This window comes from Erwinia tracheiphila (assembly GCF_021365465.1).
In the GTDB taxonomy this organism is placed as follows: domain Bacteria; phylum Pseudomonadota; class Gammaproteobacteria; order Enterobacterales; family Enterobacteriaceae; genus Erwinia; species Erwinia tracheiphila.
Genome location: NZ_CP089932.1, coordinates 325353 through 339844, shown reverse-complemented (window position 1 = coordinate 339844; position 14492 = coordinate 325353). Strand labels below are relative to the sequence as shown.

The 14492-nt window shown below is 52.3% G+C and carries 17 protein-coding genes and 2 pseudogenes; 4 read left to right on the top strand and 15 right to left on the bottom strand.

Going from position 1 to position 14492, the window contains the following annotated elements; all coding sequences use genetic code 11:
• Window positions 1–7: 7 nt before the first annotated feature.
• The 6 genes from LU633_RS26420 to LU633_RS01660 form a co-directional block, all read right to left on the bottom strand.
• Window positions 8–442 (bottom strand): lysis protein, encoded by a 435-nt coding sequence (locus LU633_RS26420; RefSeq protein ID WP_016193238.1) that lies wholly within the window; start codon window positions 440–442, stop codon window positions 8–10.
• Window positions 439–864: a lysozyme gene (locus LU633_RS01680; protein WP_016193237.1), complete on the bottom strand. Its 426-nt coding sequence runs from the start codon at window positions 862–864 to the stop codon at window positions 439–441. Before LU633_RS01680 ends, LU633_RS26420 begins: the two co-directional genes overlap by 4 nt.
• Complete coding sequence (locus LU633_RS01675; RefSeq protein ID WP_016193236.1) at window positions 861–1400, bottom strand: NUMOD4 motif-containing HNH endonuclease; 540 nt, start codon at window positions 1398–1400, stop codon at window positions 861–863. The genes LU633_RS01680 and LU633_RS01675 overlap by 4 nt, the downstream gene beginning before the upstream one ends.
• Window positions 1390–1641, bottom strand: a complete 252-nt coding sequence (locus tag LU633_RS01670; protein ID WP_407647021.1) for a phage holin family protein — start codon at window positions 1639–1641, stop codon at window positions 1390–1392. The genes LU633_RS01675 and LU633_RS01670 overlap by 11 nt, the downstream gene beginning before the upstream one ends.
• Window positions 1642–2075: 434 nt before the next feature.
• Window positions 2076–2501 (bottom strand): antiterminator Q family protein, encoded by a 426-nt coding sequence (locus tag LU633_RS01665; RefSeq protein ID WP_016191132.1) that lies wholly within the window; start codon window positions 2499–2501, stop codon window positions 2076–2078.
• 74 nt (window positions 2502–2575) lie between these two features.
• Entirely contained in the window at window positions 2576–3310 is a 735-nt protein-coding gene (locus LU633_RS01660) for a competence protein CoiA (protein WP_016191133.1), read from the bottom strand.
• Between the two features lie 113 nt (window positions 3311–3423).
• On the opposite strand from LU633_RS01660, the gene LU633_RS01655 reads away from it, so the two are divergent.
• Window positions 3424–3591, top strand: a complete 168-nt coding sequence (locus LU633_RS01655; protein ID WP_157275232.1) for a hypothetical protein — start codon at window positions 3424–3426, stop codon at window positions 3589–3591.
• 46 nt (window positions 3592–3637) lie between these two features.
• On the opposite strand, the gene LU633_RS01650 is transcribed toward LU633_RS01655, so the two are convergent.
• Together LU633_RS01650 and LU633_RS01645 are read right to left on the bottom strand one after the other, a co-directional pair.
• Window positions 3638–5794 carry an AAA family ATPase gene (locus LU633_RS01650; protein WP_016191134.1) on the bottom strand — a complete coding sequence of 719 codons (2157 nt, stop codon included), beginning with the start codon at window positions 5792–5794 and terminating at the stop codon, window positions 3638–3640.
• A gap of 3 nt (window positions 5795–5797) precedes the next feature.
• Window positions 5798–6004, bottom strand: coding sequence for a helix-turn-helix transcriptional regulator (locus tag LU633_RS01645; RefSeq protein ID WP_016191135.1), 207 nt, complete (start codon window positions 6002–6004; stop codon window positions 5798–5800).
• 137 nt (window positions 6005–6141) lie between these two features.
• On the opposite strand from LU633_RS01645, the gene LU633_RS01640 reads away from it, so the two are divergent.
• Window positions 6142–6771, top strand: a complete 630-nt coding sequence (locus LU633_RS01640) for a LexA family protein (protein ID WP_016191136.1) — start codon at window positions 6142–6144, stop codon at window positions 6769–6771.
• A 407-nt stretch (window positions 6772–7178) separates the two neighbouring features.
• On the opposite strand, the pseudogene LU633_RS01635 reads toward LU633_RS01640, so the two are convergent.
• From LU633_RS01635 to LU633_RS01605, 7 genes and pseudogenes are all read right to left on the bottom strand, one after another.
• Window positions 7179–8500: pseudogene (locus LU633_RS01635) on the bottom strand (IS4 family transposase).
• Between the two features lie 119 nt (window positions 8501–8619).
• The gene (locus tag LU633_RS01630) at window positions 8620–8991 is read right to left on the bottom strand and encodes a DUF2335 domain-containing protein (protein ID WP_052734724.1); all 372 of its coding nucleotides are present in this window, start codon (window positions 8989–8991) and stop codon (window positions 8620–8622) included.
• A gap of 169 nt (window positions 8992–9160) precedes the next feature.
• A complete protein-coding gene (locus tag LU633_RS01625; protein WP_046371818.1) occupies window positions 9161–10201 on the bottom strand; it encodes an IS481 family transposase in 1041 nt (346 codons plus the stop codon).
• Window positions 10202–10338: 137 nt separating this feature from the next.
• Window positions 10339–10536, bottom strand: coding sequence for a hypothetical protein (locus tag LU633_RS01620; protein WP_016191137.1), 198 nt, complete (start codon window positions 10534–10536; stop codon window positions 10339–10341).
• Window positions 10537–10611: 75 nt separating this feature from the next.
• On the bottom strand, window positions 10612–11265 hold the full coding sequence (locus LU633_RS01615; protein WP_016191138.1) for a DUF2612 domain-containing protein: 654 nt from the start codon (window positions 11263–11265) through the stop codon (window positions 10612–10614).
• Window positions 11262–12451: pseudogene (locus LU633_RS01610) on the bottom strand (baseplate J/gp47 family protein). Before LU633_RS01610 ends, LU633_RS01615 begins: the two are co-directional and overlap by 4 nt.
• Window positions 12452–12453: 2 nt before the next feature.
• Window positions 12454–12597: a hypothetical protein gene (locus LU633_RS01605; RefSeq protein ID WP_016191139.1), complete on the bottom strand. Its 144-nt coding sequence runs from the start codon at window positions 12595–12597 to the stop codon at window positions 12454–12456.
• Between the two features lie 420 nt (window positions 12598–13017).
• Between LU633_RS01605 and LU633_RS01600 the strand changes: the two genes are divergently transcribed.
• Both LU633_RS01600 and LU633_RS01595 read left to right on the top strand, forming a co-directional pair.
• Window positions 13018–13158, top strand: a complete 141-nt coding sequence (locus LU633_RS01600; RefSeq protein WP_161796965.1) for a hypothetical protein — start codon at window positions 13018–13020, stop codon at window positions 13156–13158.
• Between the two features lie 8 nt (window positions 13159–13166).
• Window positions 13167–14381, top strand: coding sequence for an IS91 family transposase (locus LU633_RS01595; protein WP_046371879.1), 1215 nt, complete (start codon window positions 13167–13169; stop codon window positions 14379–14381).
• Window positions 14382–14492: the final 111 nt, after the last annotated feature.

Below are 14492 nucleotides of genomic sequence, written 5' to 3'. Positions count from 1 at the left end.
GGCCCTATTAATGCAGGCATTGTTGCCGGATGTAATCCTGCAGGTATTTCACCTGCCCTGTGACTGTTGTGATTCGCTCTCTGAGGGTGAAATAATCCCGTTGAGCGGCGTCATCAAGTCTGGCGCTGGAAGCATCGCCCAAGCTGCCGGGTGCGGTGGATTGCTGCGTACAGGTTGCTGCGACCCGCAACCGCTTACGGCCAGCAGCAACGTCAGACTCAAGGTTTTTAATAGTGCGTTGAGCATCTGCCTGTTCCCTGATGTATTTTTCATCAAGAAGCGCAGCGTCTTTCTGCCTGCGCTGCATATCGGTAATGGTTTCCTGCCGTTCTGCTGCCAAGGTTGCCGCTTCGCTGTACTGGATTATGTAGTGGCGCGTGATGGCTGACAGCACCGCAACCGCGGCAAGCAGAGTGCCCACAGCCAGCGTATTCCCGTTCATGACAGAAACAGCTCGCGCTCGGCGGCGCGGCGTCTGATCAGACCCGGCAACTCCGTTTTACCTGCGTATATCCAGCGGCCAAACTCAGCCGCAGCGCCAGCATAATCGCCAGCGTTCAGTTTCCGCAGCAGCGTAGACCGGACGAAATTACCCGCGCCAACATTGAACACGAACGCTACCAGCGCGTCGAACTGGCCCTGCGTCAGTACCGCTTTGGCGTTGGTGTTTACCGTCAGCTCAGCTACCTGCAGGTCTTCCCTCAGATACTCCTCAGCCTGCCGACCGGTGACCGCGTCGCCCCGCTTAACGCCATGCGTATGACCGTAGCCAATGGTCCAGACGCCAGCCGGGCAGAGATATGCCGTTGTCTCAAGCCCTTCGGACTGCTTAATCAGGTCGAGGCCAGTTTGACTTATGTTCAATTTACCGCCCTCGTGAAGGTATAACCCCTGTGTGCATTCCTGCTGGCGTTGTTGATAACTTTGTAGACCTCGCTCGGGCTAAATCCATAGCGTTGTATATCTGCCGTACCCGCAAGAATTATAATTTTTCCGCTTTCAATATTGGTAGCGACGACCTTACCCTTAAAATTTCTGGATAATGTGCCGCTTGCACTCACGTTTAACCTCGTGCGAAATGCATGTTTTTGATTTTCAGAGCGAGTAGACCACTCTAAATTCTCAGCTCTGTTATCGTCTTTCACGCCATTAATGTGATTAACCTGAGGTTTCCCCTCCGGGTTAGTAACAAAAGCTTTAGCAACAAGCTGGTGCGCCGTAAAAGCTTTAGGGGACTTGTTTTTATATAGCCTGAATGAAACGTATCCGTGCCTCAGACGGTTTGATTTGAGGATCAAATAATTGCCTTTAGGCCGTTTACTTCGGACACGCCCTAAATTAGACACCTGATAACGCTCCTCATAGCCTGAAATGTCTTTCCAAACCTCATCAGTTTGCATTTTTCATCCCCGTCAGCCGTTCCCAGAAATAGTTCAGCGCAACGCTGCCCATAGTGCCGGACATGCCCGCGGCGACCAGCACGTAATAAATACTCAGGCCGGACTCGATAGCCAGCAGGCCACCAATCAGGCCTGCAAAACCGGATATTGCGACCTGGGCCAGCGCAGCTACCCAGCTCCACGCGAGCTTTTGCGTCCGGACATCGATGATATATTTCACGAAGCCCCCGTATATCGACATTGCAGTTATGAGCACCCACGCTAACAGCCCGTAGGAACCCGGATCACGACTTGGCATTGGTATCACTCCGCCGCCCAACGCGGGTGGCTCAGAAACGAAAACGCCCCGGCGGATGCCAGGGCGTCAGAAGGAGAAAATTGTGTTTAAATCAGAGCTTTTTAACATAATGGCTCTTAAGCGTACCGGCGAAAACAGGTTCATTCGGTTTACAGTCTGAAAGCCACAAAAGTTGATGTTTACTTGCGCGAAACAGGACGAATTCAGGAACAACATTTCATTAACAAACTACCGCTATCGGTGTTCGGCATGAACTGACAGCAAACTGCCTGTTTTTATCGGTTTTACATTCCTGACGCCAGAAACGCAAAAAGCCCCGCATCCGGAGAGCGAGGCTTCAAATCTGAGGTCAGAAAAATAAATCGTAATTATTGACGCTAGAAGATTAGCACAGGTTTTTGGGTACCCAAAACTTTTTCTTGCATGGCAATATCAGGATCCATATCCAGGCGTACGCCCATCGCTACCAGGCACCCTTCCAGGAACTCTTCTGACGCAACCAGCGACTTCCTGACCGCATTTCGATCCAGACTCATATTCTCAGCAATGTGTCGCGTAGTGTGGCCGCCTATGAAGCGCTGGCCCAGAATCAGAATATCCTTAGCATCGCGCACCAGACTCATGTGGGCAACGCAGGTATCGATCGCCGCGCCATCCTCATCCGAACATCCTGGCCTGGAGCTGCGCCGCAGAAAGCCACCGGGTGTGACCGACAGCGAAGGCCAGTCAATCAATGAGCAATATTCCTCGCTGGCAGCCCAACGCCCCCAGCGTTCGAGAACTTCCTGCATATCTCTGCGCATAATTTAGACCTCAGTTCTTTTTTGCCCTAACCAGACGCTCTCGCGTGGAGAGCGCAAAAAAATCATTTCATAAATCAGATATATTTATCCATCCGCATCCAAATTCTTCGAGCTGGGATATCGTATACTCCACCTGACCAGGCTTTAATAATCCCGCCATGTGTAAAGTCTTCAACTAAATGTGCTTTACGTTGCTTTATGGGGGTTCGAAATCGTTTCGATGTGCGCTCATATCCTCCACCAAAATCGGTGAGAGGAACTTCAATCATGTATTTATCAAATTTAACGGGTTGTACGTACCCTTTACCTATCCAGTAGTACGCTTCCCCTAATTGTGCGGCATGAGTCCATATCTCCCATTTACGTGGAGATATTTTATTACTGGACAGATCTTCACGTGGAAGCAGGATCCAAATAACACTCAGTCCAAGCTGGCAATACGCAGAGGTTCTACGATGCAAATCGTCAAAATTAATGGATGTTCGCTGTATTTCAAAAGCAACTAATTTTCCATCTATTCGAGCAGAAACATCTGGTCTGACGGCACCGAAAGATTTCTCCAGCGCAACATCGAGGGCCTGATCGTGATTAACCAGAGAATCAAACAACTCCATTTTTATCTGATGATGCTGTTTTGACTCCCCTTTGCCGTACTGACAGGTCACCGGGGGTTTATGAGCAAAATGATGAATAACAATTTTGCCCTTTTTCAGAGTCACAGTTCTCCCACACTCCGGGCATGTGAAAATCCCCCGTTTTTCCGTATCTCTTGCAATGACAACTTTTTCGTCCTGAATTGCCGTCAACATCTTGTGTTCTCCTTAAACCTTCACAGGCATTGCATATGAATATTCGGTGAATAAAAACCGCAACGGCTCGTGCGCAACAAACCCCTCCCCCCTAAAGGGGGGAGAGGGGTATTGTGTTGCGCCACTACGCTTGCCGTCATGTTGCGCTTGTTGCTCTTAAAAAATCCTTTGAAATCAGTGGTGAAACAATTTTTGTTGCGTTGTTGCGCTTTGTGTTGCGCCTGTTGGATAGAATCTTTGTTGCGCTGATTATTTATGCATATATATTGCATAATATTTGATCTTGCATTTTTATGCAGATTTGTAGCTTTTAGCGAATTGGCAAAATTACGCAAGTTTCCCCCCTCCAGTTGGCACGCTCTCGCCAAGAAAATCTTTAATTACGCCGTCATGTTCGACGATGTAATCCTTCTCTTTCATGCGCCCTAAAACAGTACGGAACTGGCCCGCGCTTCTGGCTGTCTCTTCCTTCCACTGCTCACGAAGCTCAGAACGGGCAATGCTCCCGCCAGAGGCTTCAAGTTTTTCCCACACCCACGATTCATCGCTGCTGCCTTTGATATCTGCATCGGTTTTAGCCATCATCAGCGGCTCAATCTCAGCCAGAGGGACGTCTTCGAAAACGCGCTCGGTTGTCAGCCTTACGGGATCGTAAACTTCGCCCTCGGTGCTGGTATATTCTTCGTCTGCCGCTTCGTTCGCCGCGATCACCTCGTCAGGCAAATGTACTTCAGACACGAGGTAGCCGCGGGTTGGCTGCGCTGGACCGGTACGCTGCTTCTCATTGATCAGGTTGACCGCGTCGCCGATACGCTCCACACGGATAACGGCGTCGGCGTTGGCAAATGCCGCGGAAGAACCGCGCATCCCCTTGCCGCTGTCTTTCCCGCTGTGATGGACAATGATGACCGCAGCGCCTGTCTCGGTGAAAACTCTGGTGGCACCCGCCATAAATTTTGCCACATCACTGGCGCTATTTTCTTCGCCCTGCATCATGGACTGTGACAATGTGTCAACGGCCACGACGCGGACAGGTTCACCGGTGTGCAATGCAATGCGCTTAACCTCTTTGATCATCGCTTTAACTTTTCCCTCGACGGAGAGGTCCACCGCCAGCGGCAGCGTGTAGAACAAATCCAGCGGCCGGCCGTCATTGTACTTATCAGCCCAGGCACCGACGCGGGGCATAACCGAGCTACCGCCTTCAGCGGCGACGTACAGAACGGCACCGCCTTTGAGGTTGCGGCCGCCCCAGCGATGGGTTTTCATCGCCAGACGGCACAACATGGAAATGAGAAGGTACGATTTAAAATGGGATGACATGCCGTAAAGCATGAGCACCCCGAGCGGAACAAGCCCTTCAATGACGAACTTTCCCGGCTTGCCATAGCCGCCAGTATGGGGGAACGAGCGCGGTTTCTCAGGGTCTTCAGGGGGTAACTCGTCGAAGTCATCCATGCTGGCAACTGAATCGCGGGGGCGGTTAGCGGCAGGATTAGCTACACCGACTTTCTGAGCATGTGCGAAGATAGCCTGATAGCCAGTACGATCGGCTTTCAGTTTATCTTCGTCCCAGCGCACTTCTGCCATCCCGATATCGTCTTTGCTACCACCGCCAGCAATGGACCAGTCAATCCAAAGTTGGCGAGCCTGCGCTTCCCACTCGGTTCCCTTAAACCACGCCAGGCGATTACCCATTGACGCCCAGGCATCATGCTTGCCGCTTTTCGGATGCGCATCAGCCAGTACAGCCGGATGCATCATCACTTTTCGGAGGTCGTCGAAGGTCTGCAGGGTTATGCCGTTCAGATCAACCGCACGTGAAAGGTCGTCCGGCCCGGATAAGGCCGGGGCCGTCTTGCGTATCTCGGGTAATTTCGGCGCAAGGGACAACAGCATGTCGACGGTAACCGGTACGCCATCGAAGCGCATAAAGATGGCGTTTTCATCAGGCCCGTAAACCATATGATCAGGGTTATAAACGGAACGATCCCATTTAACCGCATAGTCTTCCAGGAGGCTGATGCAATCCATAAGCCAGCGTTCCACCGCCGGGCCAAGACGCCTGTACTCTTCCGGCGTGACAGCCCGGTCAAGCTCCATACAGATGCGCCAGCGCTGCTCGCCGTTCGCCGTAGGGTGCAGGTGGCTGGGTGTCGAATATGCAAAACAGGAAAAGCAGGTCAGCGCGTCACACAATGCCCGCCAGGCTTGTGCGGTACAGCCGTCCATATCCATAAACAGCACATCACGATCGCCGGCATTGTCCGCTTTGCGTCTTCCGGAAACATCCTTCATGGAATGCCAGATATAGGGCAGGCGGGCCTTTTTGGCATACATCTGGTTTTTGGTATCTATCGGCGTGATACCGATAGCTCGGCGAAGTTCTTCCAGGATATAGCTGAAGCGCGAAAAGCTTTCGCACTCCGCTGGTTTTGGCCGGGCGTCGTCGGCTCTCTGGCCGGTTGAATAGCGTATTGCCATGAGTTACGCCTTATCTTCAGGGAAAACATTATCCAGAGAACAATCGACCCCCAGCTCTTTTAACGCCCTGACAATTTGCCTGCACGATTTGAGATCAGGTACGCGACCATTTTCATAGTTAGCGATCCGCGATTGCCACCATCCCAGATGGGCAGCCAACTGACGCTGGGTAATGTTTCCTGATTTTCTCAATGTTGAAAGGTTATGCATGGGTGGTTCCTCCTGAACCCATTCAAACACAAATCGTGTTTATAAGTAAACACAACTCGTGAGAGAAAAAAAACACACATTGTGTTAAAAATAAATTCAGTGTTATTAATCCAATGCAATTTGTGTTAAGAGGATTTATGGAAACGTTGGGCCAAAGGATAAAAAAATACAGGGAAGAACGTAACTGGAGCCAGGCGGAGCTGGCAAACAGATGCGGATGGGGTTCTCAGTCCAGAATTGGTAACTATGAACAGGACGTTCGTAAGGTTAGCGTTGAGGATGCAGTAGTGATCGCATCCGCACTGGGCATTGCACCGGGTGAACTGCTATTCGGAACCCCCGACAATGCGACATATACAAGCACGGGGCAAAGGTGGATACCGATGGTCAGCTATGTACAGGCCGGGTCTTTTACAGAACCCGATAACCTGCTAACCCCTGAGGGCATCACCGAAAGCATTTCATACGATGGGCCGGTTTCAGAAGTGGCCTTTGCTCTGCGCATCAAAGGTGATTCGATGGAACCTGAGTTCAGGGAAGGTGACACCATAATCATCGACCCCATGGTGGCCCCGGCACCCGGAGAATTCGTAATAGCTAAAAACAGCGATTACGAAGCCACTTTTAAAAAATTCAGGTTAAAGGCAAACGGTAGTTTTGAGTTAGTACCGCTGAACCCTGACTACCCCACCATAGACGCAGATCAACAGCAAGTGCAGATCATTGGCACCATGATCGAGCACCGAATTCACCGCCGTAAACGCTAAGTTTCGCCTCACCAGCTATCAAGCCCGCTTCCTGCGGGCTTTTTTTCGTCCCCAGAAAATAAACCACATATTGTGTTGACTTCATAAAACACATTGTGTGATTATCATCAAACACAAAACGTGTTATTGCTCTTTAACAATCAGGAATTCGCATCAGCAGGCAGTGGCATACGCTCCCGGCAAACTGAAATAGCGCCGGTAAGGATACCAGGCAGGCGAACAAGTCATCTGCGGGTGATAGTTCGCGTAGGGGACCACGTAGCCATAACCCGCTGCTATGCAAATTGAAGCGCCCTGATGAAAGGGCAAAGTGAACTTATAAAGCGTCCTCCGGGGCGCTTCGTTAAGACCACTGAAAAGGAAAGCACCATGCAACGACATACCGCGGGCCCATGGGTTAATGCTGGTCACTTAAGGTGACCAGCAACCTTTTTATCCGGATATTTCCTGCTCTTTACCCTCAACTCTCTCGGGTAACTTCGCTCTCTTCTACCCGGTAACACAAGCCATTTCGCCTGTTCATACAGGGTTCTCAGTTCTCCCGGCATTTTTCCCGGCGAAGCCCAGGGCAGGGTATCAGCATCCGGATTATTTCGCTTATCGCTCCACTGAAGCTCAGCTGGTAAGGCAGGTAATCTCCTTTCAGATGGAACGCCATCTGCACCATCTGATATCGCACCAGGTTATAAGCCAGCAGTACCCCCCATAGCTCCTGTCTCACCAGCTCCGGCAGGCGACTGCGTAATGTCCACCGGCTGTCCAGCATACCCTGCTTTGCTTCCCGGTAGCCCAGTTCTGTTTCCCAGCGGTGGCGATATAGCTCGCTGATATCTTTACCCGGATAGCGATTCGGGTCTGTCAGTGACGTCAGCACCTGCCTCTCTTTACCGTCTACCCTGCGGGTCAGCAGTCTTGCCACCATTTCTTCCGGGACCCCTGGCCATTGCTTCCTGGCTCGTGGACTGGTTTTCAGGCATATCAGTTCATCTCCACGCCCCAAACGGCGAACCACCTGATACTGTACGTGTTTTTTCAACGGCAACAACCAGTGACGGTGTTCTCCTGCTGTCTGCCAGTGATGAAGCAGACCCATCGAATAAAATCCCTTATCGAACAGGGTGATACTGTTATTCGGGGTTTTCTCCGTCAGGTGCTCAGCCAGCCGCATTTCACTGACTTTTTCACTGTCGAATGCACTGGCGGCGATCAGATGGCTGCTCAGCTCCATCAGACAAACCATTCGCACCTGAGGATAGCCGCCTTCGCCGTACTGGCTGCTGTGTTTACTGAAGACGGCTCTGTTTTCCGGCGTATCGGCGGTACGCCAGACCACGCCGTCGACAGCAAACAGATTCAGACCGTGCCATTTTGGATGTGCAGCCTGCTGATTCCAGTGCTGCTGTGTGATATCAAAAAGCTCCCGCACTGCATTTTCACCCAGAGTCTTACGGCGCTGAATGACAGCGCTGCGTGCGGTAAAAGGAGCTCCGGTCCGGTCAGTAATATCCATCAGATTGACGATTTCGGTCATCGGACGATCGCAAAAAATGGACATCCCAACGACAAGCCAAATCATGGATTCGAGGGAAAGTTTACGTTTACGCAAAGTAACGGTATCGGTCAGGGTGAGCGCCTGCTGAATAAGCTCGGGAGGAATAAGGTCGGCGAGACTACGGGCGCGCTCAGGAGTGGCGGCATTGATGATGCCGAGGGCCTGGGAAAGTTCCATTTAAAAAGGGTTCCATGATGAACATAGAACCCTTTTTACCGCATAAACCGGATCGGTCAACCGATCCTTAAATGATCGGCATTAACCATGAGGTGGGTTAATTTGAGGTGAATCGAAAATTAGAATGTTGCCGGTGTGTCTTTATCTTCTGTTTGTTGCACAGGTTTCGTACTTCGTCTTCCTATGACAAAGACAGCAGCAAGAGCAACGAGATCAATTGTCACCAGAGCCATTGCAAATGCACTGCTTCCTGTGTAAGCAAAGTAGCAGGCAATGAACAAAATCAGGACAGTGATACCAAAGCCCATCCATTGCCCAAGGCGATCCTTTTTCAGCGCACCGTCGATTGCCTTGTTCTGAATAGCATGTCGGTGCTGTTGCTCGCGCTCGGTAAGTGAAAATATTCTTTCTGCCGCGCCGGGTAGAACCTGATTATACTTTTCCAGTATATCCGGTGGAGGAAACGGGCCGGTGAAGGTTTCGGTTCGCACCAGGCTACGAATCAGGTTAGGATTTCTGGACAAACGCTCAACAACATCAGGCGAAACTCTCCCGCGTAGCTCAGGATCAAGGGTAACGGCCTGATATAACCCCTCTTTAAGTGTACTAGCTCAGACCTGATCTGACAGTTACCGGTTATTTATACAGGTGTCTGTCAGATTAAATCTGGTTCAGATTTTTTTCTGCCCAGACCCGTTTACCATCAAGTAAAGTTGCCATTGGCGTACGCCCGCAGCACATTTTACCCTGATGAGTTCGCTCATTATTGTAATGCCACAACCAGTTGTCCAGATCTGCCTGCAGGCTTTCCAGGTCTCCATATAACTTCTTGCGGAACGTAACCTGATAAAAATCCTGCAAAATGGTTTTATGGAAGCGCTCGCAGATACCGTTCGTCTGTGGAGACATCGCCTTCGTTTTCGTATGGTCGATATCGTTGATGGCCAGATAAAGCTGATAATCATGCTGCTCCACTTTACCACAGTACTCCGTACCCCTGTCGGTCAGTATTCTCAGCATCGGCAGTCCCTGAGCCTCGTAGAACGGCAATACGCGATCATTGAGCAGGTCGGCGGCGGTGATCGGCGTTTTACTTGTATACAGCTTGCAGTGTGCCACTTTTGAGTACGTATCCACAAACGTCTGCTGGTAGATACGGCCAACACCTTTCAGATTGCCAACGTAGAAGGTGTCCTGCGAGCCCAGATAACCCGGATGTGCCGTCTCGATTTCGCCGCTGGCCTCATCATCATGCGCCTTTTTCTCCAGCGCTGCGATTTGGGCATCGGTAAGCACAATGCCTTCTTTAGCGACTTTCTCCTCAAGCGCCTTCAGGCGTTTACGGAAGTTCTCCAGGTCGTGTCGTTGCCAGATGGAGCGCACGCCGCTGCCGGAGATAAACACGCCTTTTTTACGAAGTTCATTGCTAGTCCGATGCTGACCATGAGCCGGGAACTCAACGGCGTACTCAACAACCGCACGTTCCGTGGCCTCATCGGCGCGGTTCTTCAGGTTGGGTACCCTACGACTTTGATTAACCAGCGCATCAATACCGCCTTCTTCAGCCAGTTCCTGATAACGGTAAAACGTGTCTCGCGACACGCCCATGATCTTACAGGCTTTTGATACGTTACCGAGCTCTTCGTCCAGATTGAGTAAACCGGCTTTGTGTTTGATGATGGGATTGTTAGTATGAAGCATGAGAGTTACCTCGCGTTTTGTATAAGGATTCGACACCCATATCAAAACCGGTAACTCTCAACCTTTCAAGGCCCATTGTCAGATCAAGTCGCGACTAATACACTTTAAGCGCTACAGATGCCGCATCCTCCTGAAGTTCAGGCTGCGTTATGCTGTCCTGGTTCCCGGCTTTCATGCTGCACCATCGCCCTCATATCCATTGCCACACGGCGAACATCGCCTTTGATTGCATCCTGATCGGATGTTTTATCTATCAATTCCAGATAGTTAGTTGATGGCCAGATATCCAGCACGCTTGCAGCGGCATACAGATATCCTTTGATTGTTTCTGACATAGAGCCTCCGCACATCTGTAAAACTTCTCTTCATTACAGCATAAACGCACAGGGGATGCCACGTAAGCTGCACCGTCAGAGTTTCACAGCCCAACTCCCGGTATCGAAGCCGGAAATAAATTCATTGTTAACATCCAGACCGAAAATACCGTTATCACCTTCTGAACCGGTGTAGTTATTTACCCTCACCCCTTCCGGCTTGATATTGAGGTAGCCCTGCTTAAGCACCGCTTTTATTACCTCCGGCACAACGCCGCCCGTCAGGTAAACATCCATCGACATATTCTGATTGTCGGTGAAGAAGATTTTTACCGATTCATCGGGGATAACGCCCTGGTAAATATCGGCCAGCATTTTGCAGGTGCCGTCCCAGTGATTGGCGCGAATTTTTGCCCGTAATACAGAGCGCCAGGTATCATCGTCGAGTTCGGTAAAACCACTGTCCGCATCAAAGCGCCTTTTCCAGCTTCCCTGGTCAAAGCCCACCCCTTCCGTATCCAGCGCAAAATAGACGCCGGTTATCGGTGTTTTGACGTAGCGTGACAGGCCGATCCATTCCCCCACGGCATCGAGCTGTGGCCCGTTACCGTGGTCAATACTGAACAGCGCGTTCAGTTGCCCTGCCTGCGTGGCAATGTCGGTAAACGGGCGGGTGATAAGACTGATGTGCCGGACGAATTTATCTGCGGTCAGATGTGCAGGCGTAATGTAGTCGGTATAATCTCTCATGACATAACCACCAGTCGGACATCATCCGCCGTACAGCTAACCGCCTCGTTGAAGGCCACCAGCAGATTTTCTTCACTGACCGCACCCGCAGAGCGACCGATTTTTATCGCGGTAATATCACAGGTCTGTCCTTCCTCATCACCGGGCAGGTTGGCAGGGGAATACAGTCGGGTCAGTTACAGATTGTCGCCTATCAGTTGCGCATTAATGTATGCCGCGACCGCAGAACGGATTTTATCGCCGGTGAGCGTTGTGTACCCGGTAAATGCCGTCAGGCCGATCTCAACTGATACGCGCACATCTTTCGGGCGGGAAAAGCTGATCTTACGCGGCATCCCGTAACTGTCGGTCACCTGTGCTGCCGTATCGCCAAAGGTGCCTGCCCCGGCGTCTTTTTTAATGCTATAGCGCTGGCAATGGCGTTCACATCACCACCATCAACGATCATGGCGACAGAATGGGATGGAATACCATTTTTATCCGTCTCGCTGGTGTCGTTCTCAAACCCACGCTGACGCACCACGCCGGAAAGCAGTGCGACCGCGCCCTGAATGCCGTCAAGCACAGTGCGCGAGGGCAGTGCAACAGATTTCTTCTGGCGGTTGCGTAACTGGTTATCCGTCTCCACCGGCCTCCCGGTTGCCGCCACTGCCGGGTTAGTCACGCTCTGCCAGCCTCGTGTTGGCGTGGCAATTTCACTGATATCGCCAGGTAGCGCTGTAATCTGACCGGTCTGAGTACAGACGGCGGTCACGGTAGCGCTGCCGTGCGCGTCGAGCGTAACGGTTGATGGCAGACGCCACAGATTGCCGTTCTTATCGCGCACGCGGCCATTCTTTATCACCGTTCCCACCTGACCGGTGAGCAACACATCGGCATTCGAATACCCCGATGCCAGCCGCGAAATACCGTTAATGGCTACATTGTTTGACAGCGCTGCGCCCGTGCTGGTGGCCGGACTGTAGCTGTTATACGCTGCAATGACGGCGTTATTGGCATCGTGCATCGCCAGCGCATAAATGGCGATCATCTGGCCGTCCTTGCTGTCCGGCTCAAGATAGCTGTCCGCACCGTAGATCTGCCGGAAATATCCCGTGAGTTGGCTGAGTATCGTCTGATAATCAGGCGCACTTATCCCGCTGTCGGTCACGGTGGCCGCCAGCCCTAAAGAGTCTAGATTCAGCATGGTTAACCTGTAATTGAAGTGTCGCCGAAGCGGGTGCGAATGGTTGCGGTAAAGTTCATTCTGCGACTGTCAGCATCGCGGGTTACGGAGAATGCGCTGATTTCCTGCACGCCGGGGGTCACAAGGATCCGCTGCTTCACCGCCATGTAATACGCATCCGTATACTGTTTACCCAGAACATAGCGCCCTTACAGGGCGAGCGTCACGGCTCTGCCGTTCCGAGGGTGTTCATGACCGGCTCACAGCTTTATACTCTGCGGTATGTTAATTTCTCAGGAAATCATTCACATGGCCCGTAGCAAAGCCCCCAGAAAGCGTAAACCCACGCCCTCGTCCCGACGCGCTATACCCGGATATCCTAAGCGTTTTCTGGTGTCCATTCCGCCCCGGAGCGATTATGACGACCCCGACGAGTTTTTTACGACACTCCGCAGGATGCCATTCGTCACTGTGTCCACCTGGGGCCACAGTTTTTCCTCGATACACACTTCGACCCGCCTCTCGTCTGCATCATCCGCGGCTTTGAGCCGCCTGACTCACCCGACGGCGATGTCGTCCTTGAGTCCATGCCAGCCGATGTGTTTATTATCGCCACAGAATCCGGCATGCTGCCGGTGACCTTCGCTCCCTGGGATAAACACACCGACAACTGGGCCGATGACTGTGACGACTGGCACTATAATACCGGTGCCACTGCAGAGCGATAATCCGCCGCATGTATATCCCGCGCCCGGCAAAACTGCTGTTCACCACTGATGACGCCTGGAACCGGTATATGGATAAACACGGGGACACCCTCAGCCCCTGGACCGTACTCTGCGTCGAGCGCATGCTCGCCTGCGGCACTGCTGCCATGGGGGTGAAGCGATACTGCTGCGCCTCCCCGGACTGCACCCACACCCGCTTCTTCTGCCAGACCTGTAAATCAAAAGGCTGCAGCTCCTGCGGACATAAGGCCACGGAGCAGTGGATTACAGAACAACAGCAAATTCTGCCCGACTGCGACTGGCAGCATATCACCTTCACCATGCCCCATCTGCTGTGGCCCTTTTTCAACAATAACTGGCCTCTGCTCAATGCCCTGTTCCGCGCAGCCACCCGCGCCATGCTCCGCTGGGCCAGAAAACAGGGTGTGGAAGTCGGTATCTTCTGCGCCCTGCACACCTACGGTCGCCAGCTCAACCAGCATCCCCACATTCATCTCTCCGTCACCCGCGGCGGGCTTGATATTAAACACGGCGTATGGCGCGACCTCTTCTTTAAAAAGCATGCCGTGGAGGAAATCTGGCGCGGAGCCGTCATCCGGCTGCTGCGCCACAGCTATGACCTGATTAACCCCGGCAGGCTGCCGGGGCTGGGGCATATCCACGACAAAAAACAGTGGCTGCGCTATCTGCAGGCGCAGTACGGGCGCCGCTGGAAGGTCCACTTCGCGAAGAAGACCCGGGGGGCCTGGCGGAGCGTCAAATATCTGGGCCGGTACCTGAAACGGCCCCCCGTGTCGGCGGCGAAGCTGAGGCACTACAGCGGCGGCGCGGTGGTGCACCACTATTACGACCACCGTACGCAGCAGTACCGGCAGCAGACGCTGACGCAGGAAGATATGATCGGACGTTATATCAGCCATATCCCGGCGAAGCATTTTAAGATGGTGCGTTATTACGGTTTTTTATCAAACCGTAAACGGGGTAGCCTGCTGCCGAAGGTGTATGAAGCCCTGGAGATGGAAGCGCGGAAAAAACCGGAGAAGCCCGGCTTCGCCGCGCTGATGAAAGAATTTCTGCGCACGGATCCGTACAAATGCATTCTGTGCGGCAACCGACTGCGCTTCAGCAGTGCGCAGGCCGGGAGGCACGCGTCGGAGTTGGTGGCAGAAAGACTGCATAACATCGACCGGAAACGATGGCTTCTGGCACAGACTGCGGGATAAGTGCGTCTGAAAAACAGCTTTCAGGTTAAAAACGCGCCGCAAATGCCATTTTATGACCATAACGTTCCCGATGGCACATCATTACTGCATTACAGACACTGCTGCTCATGG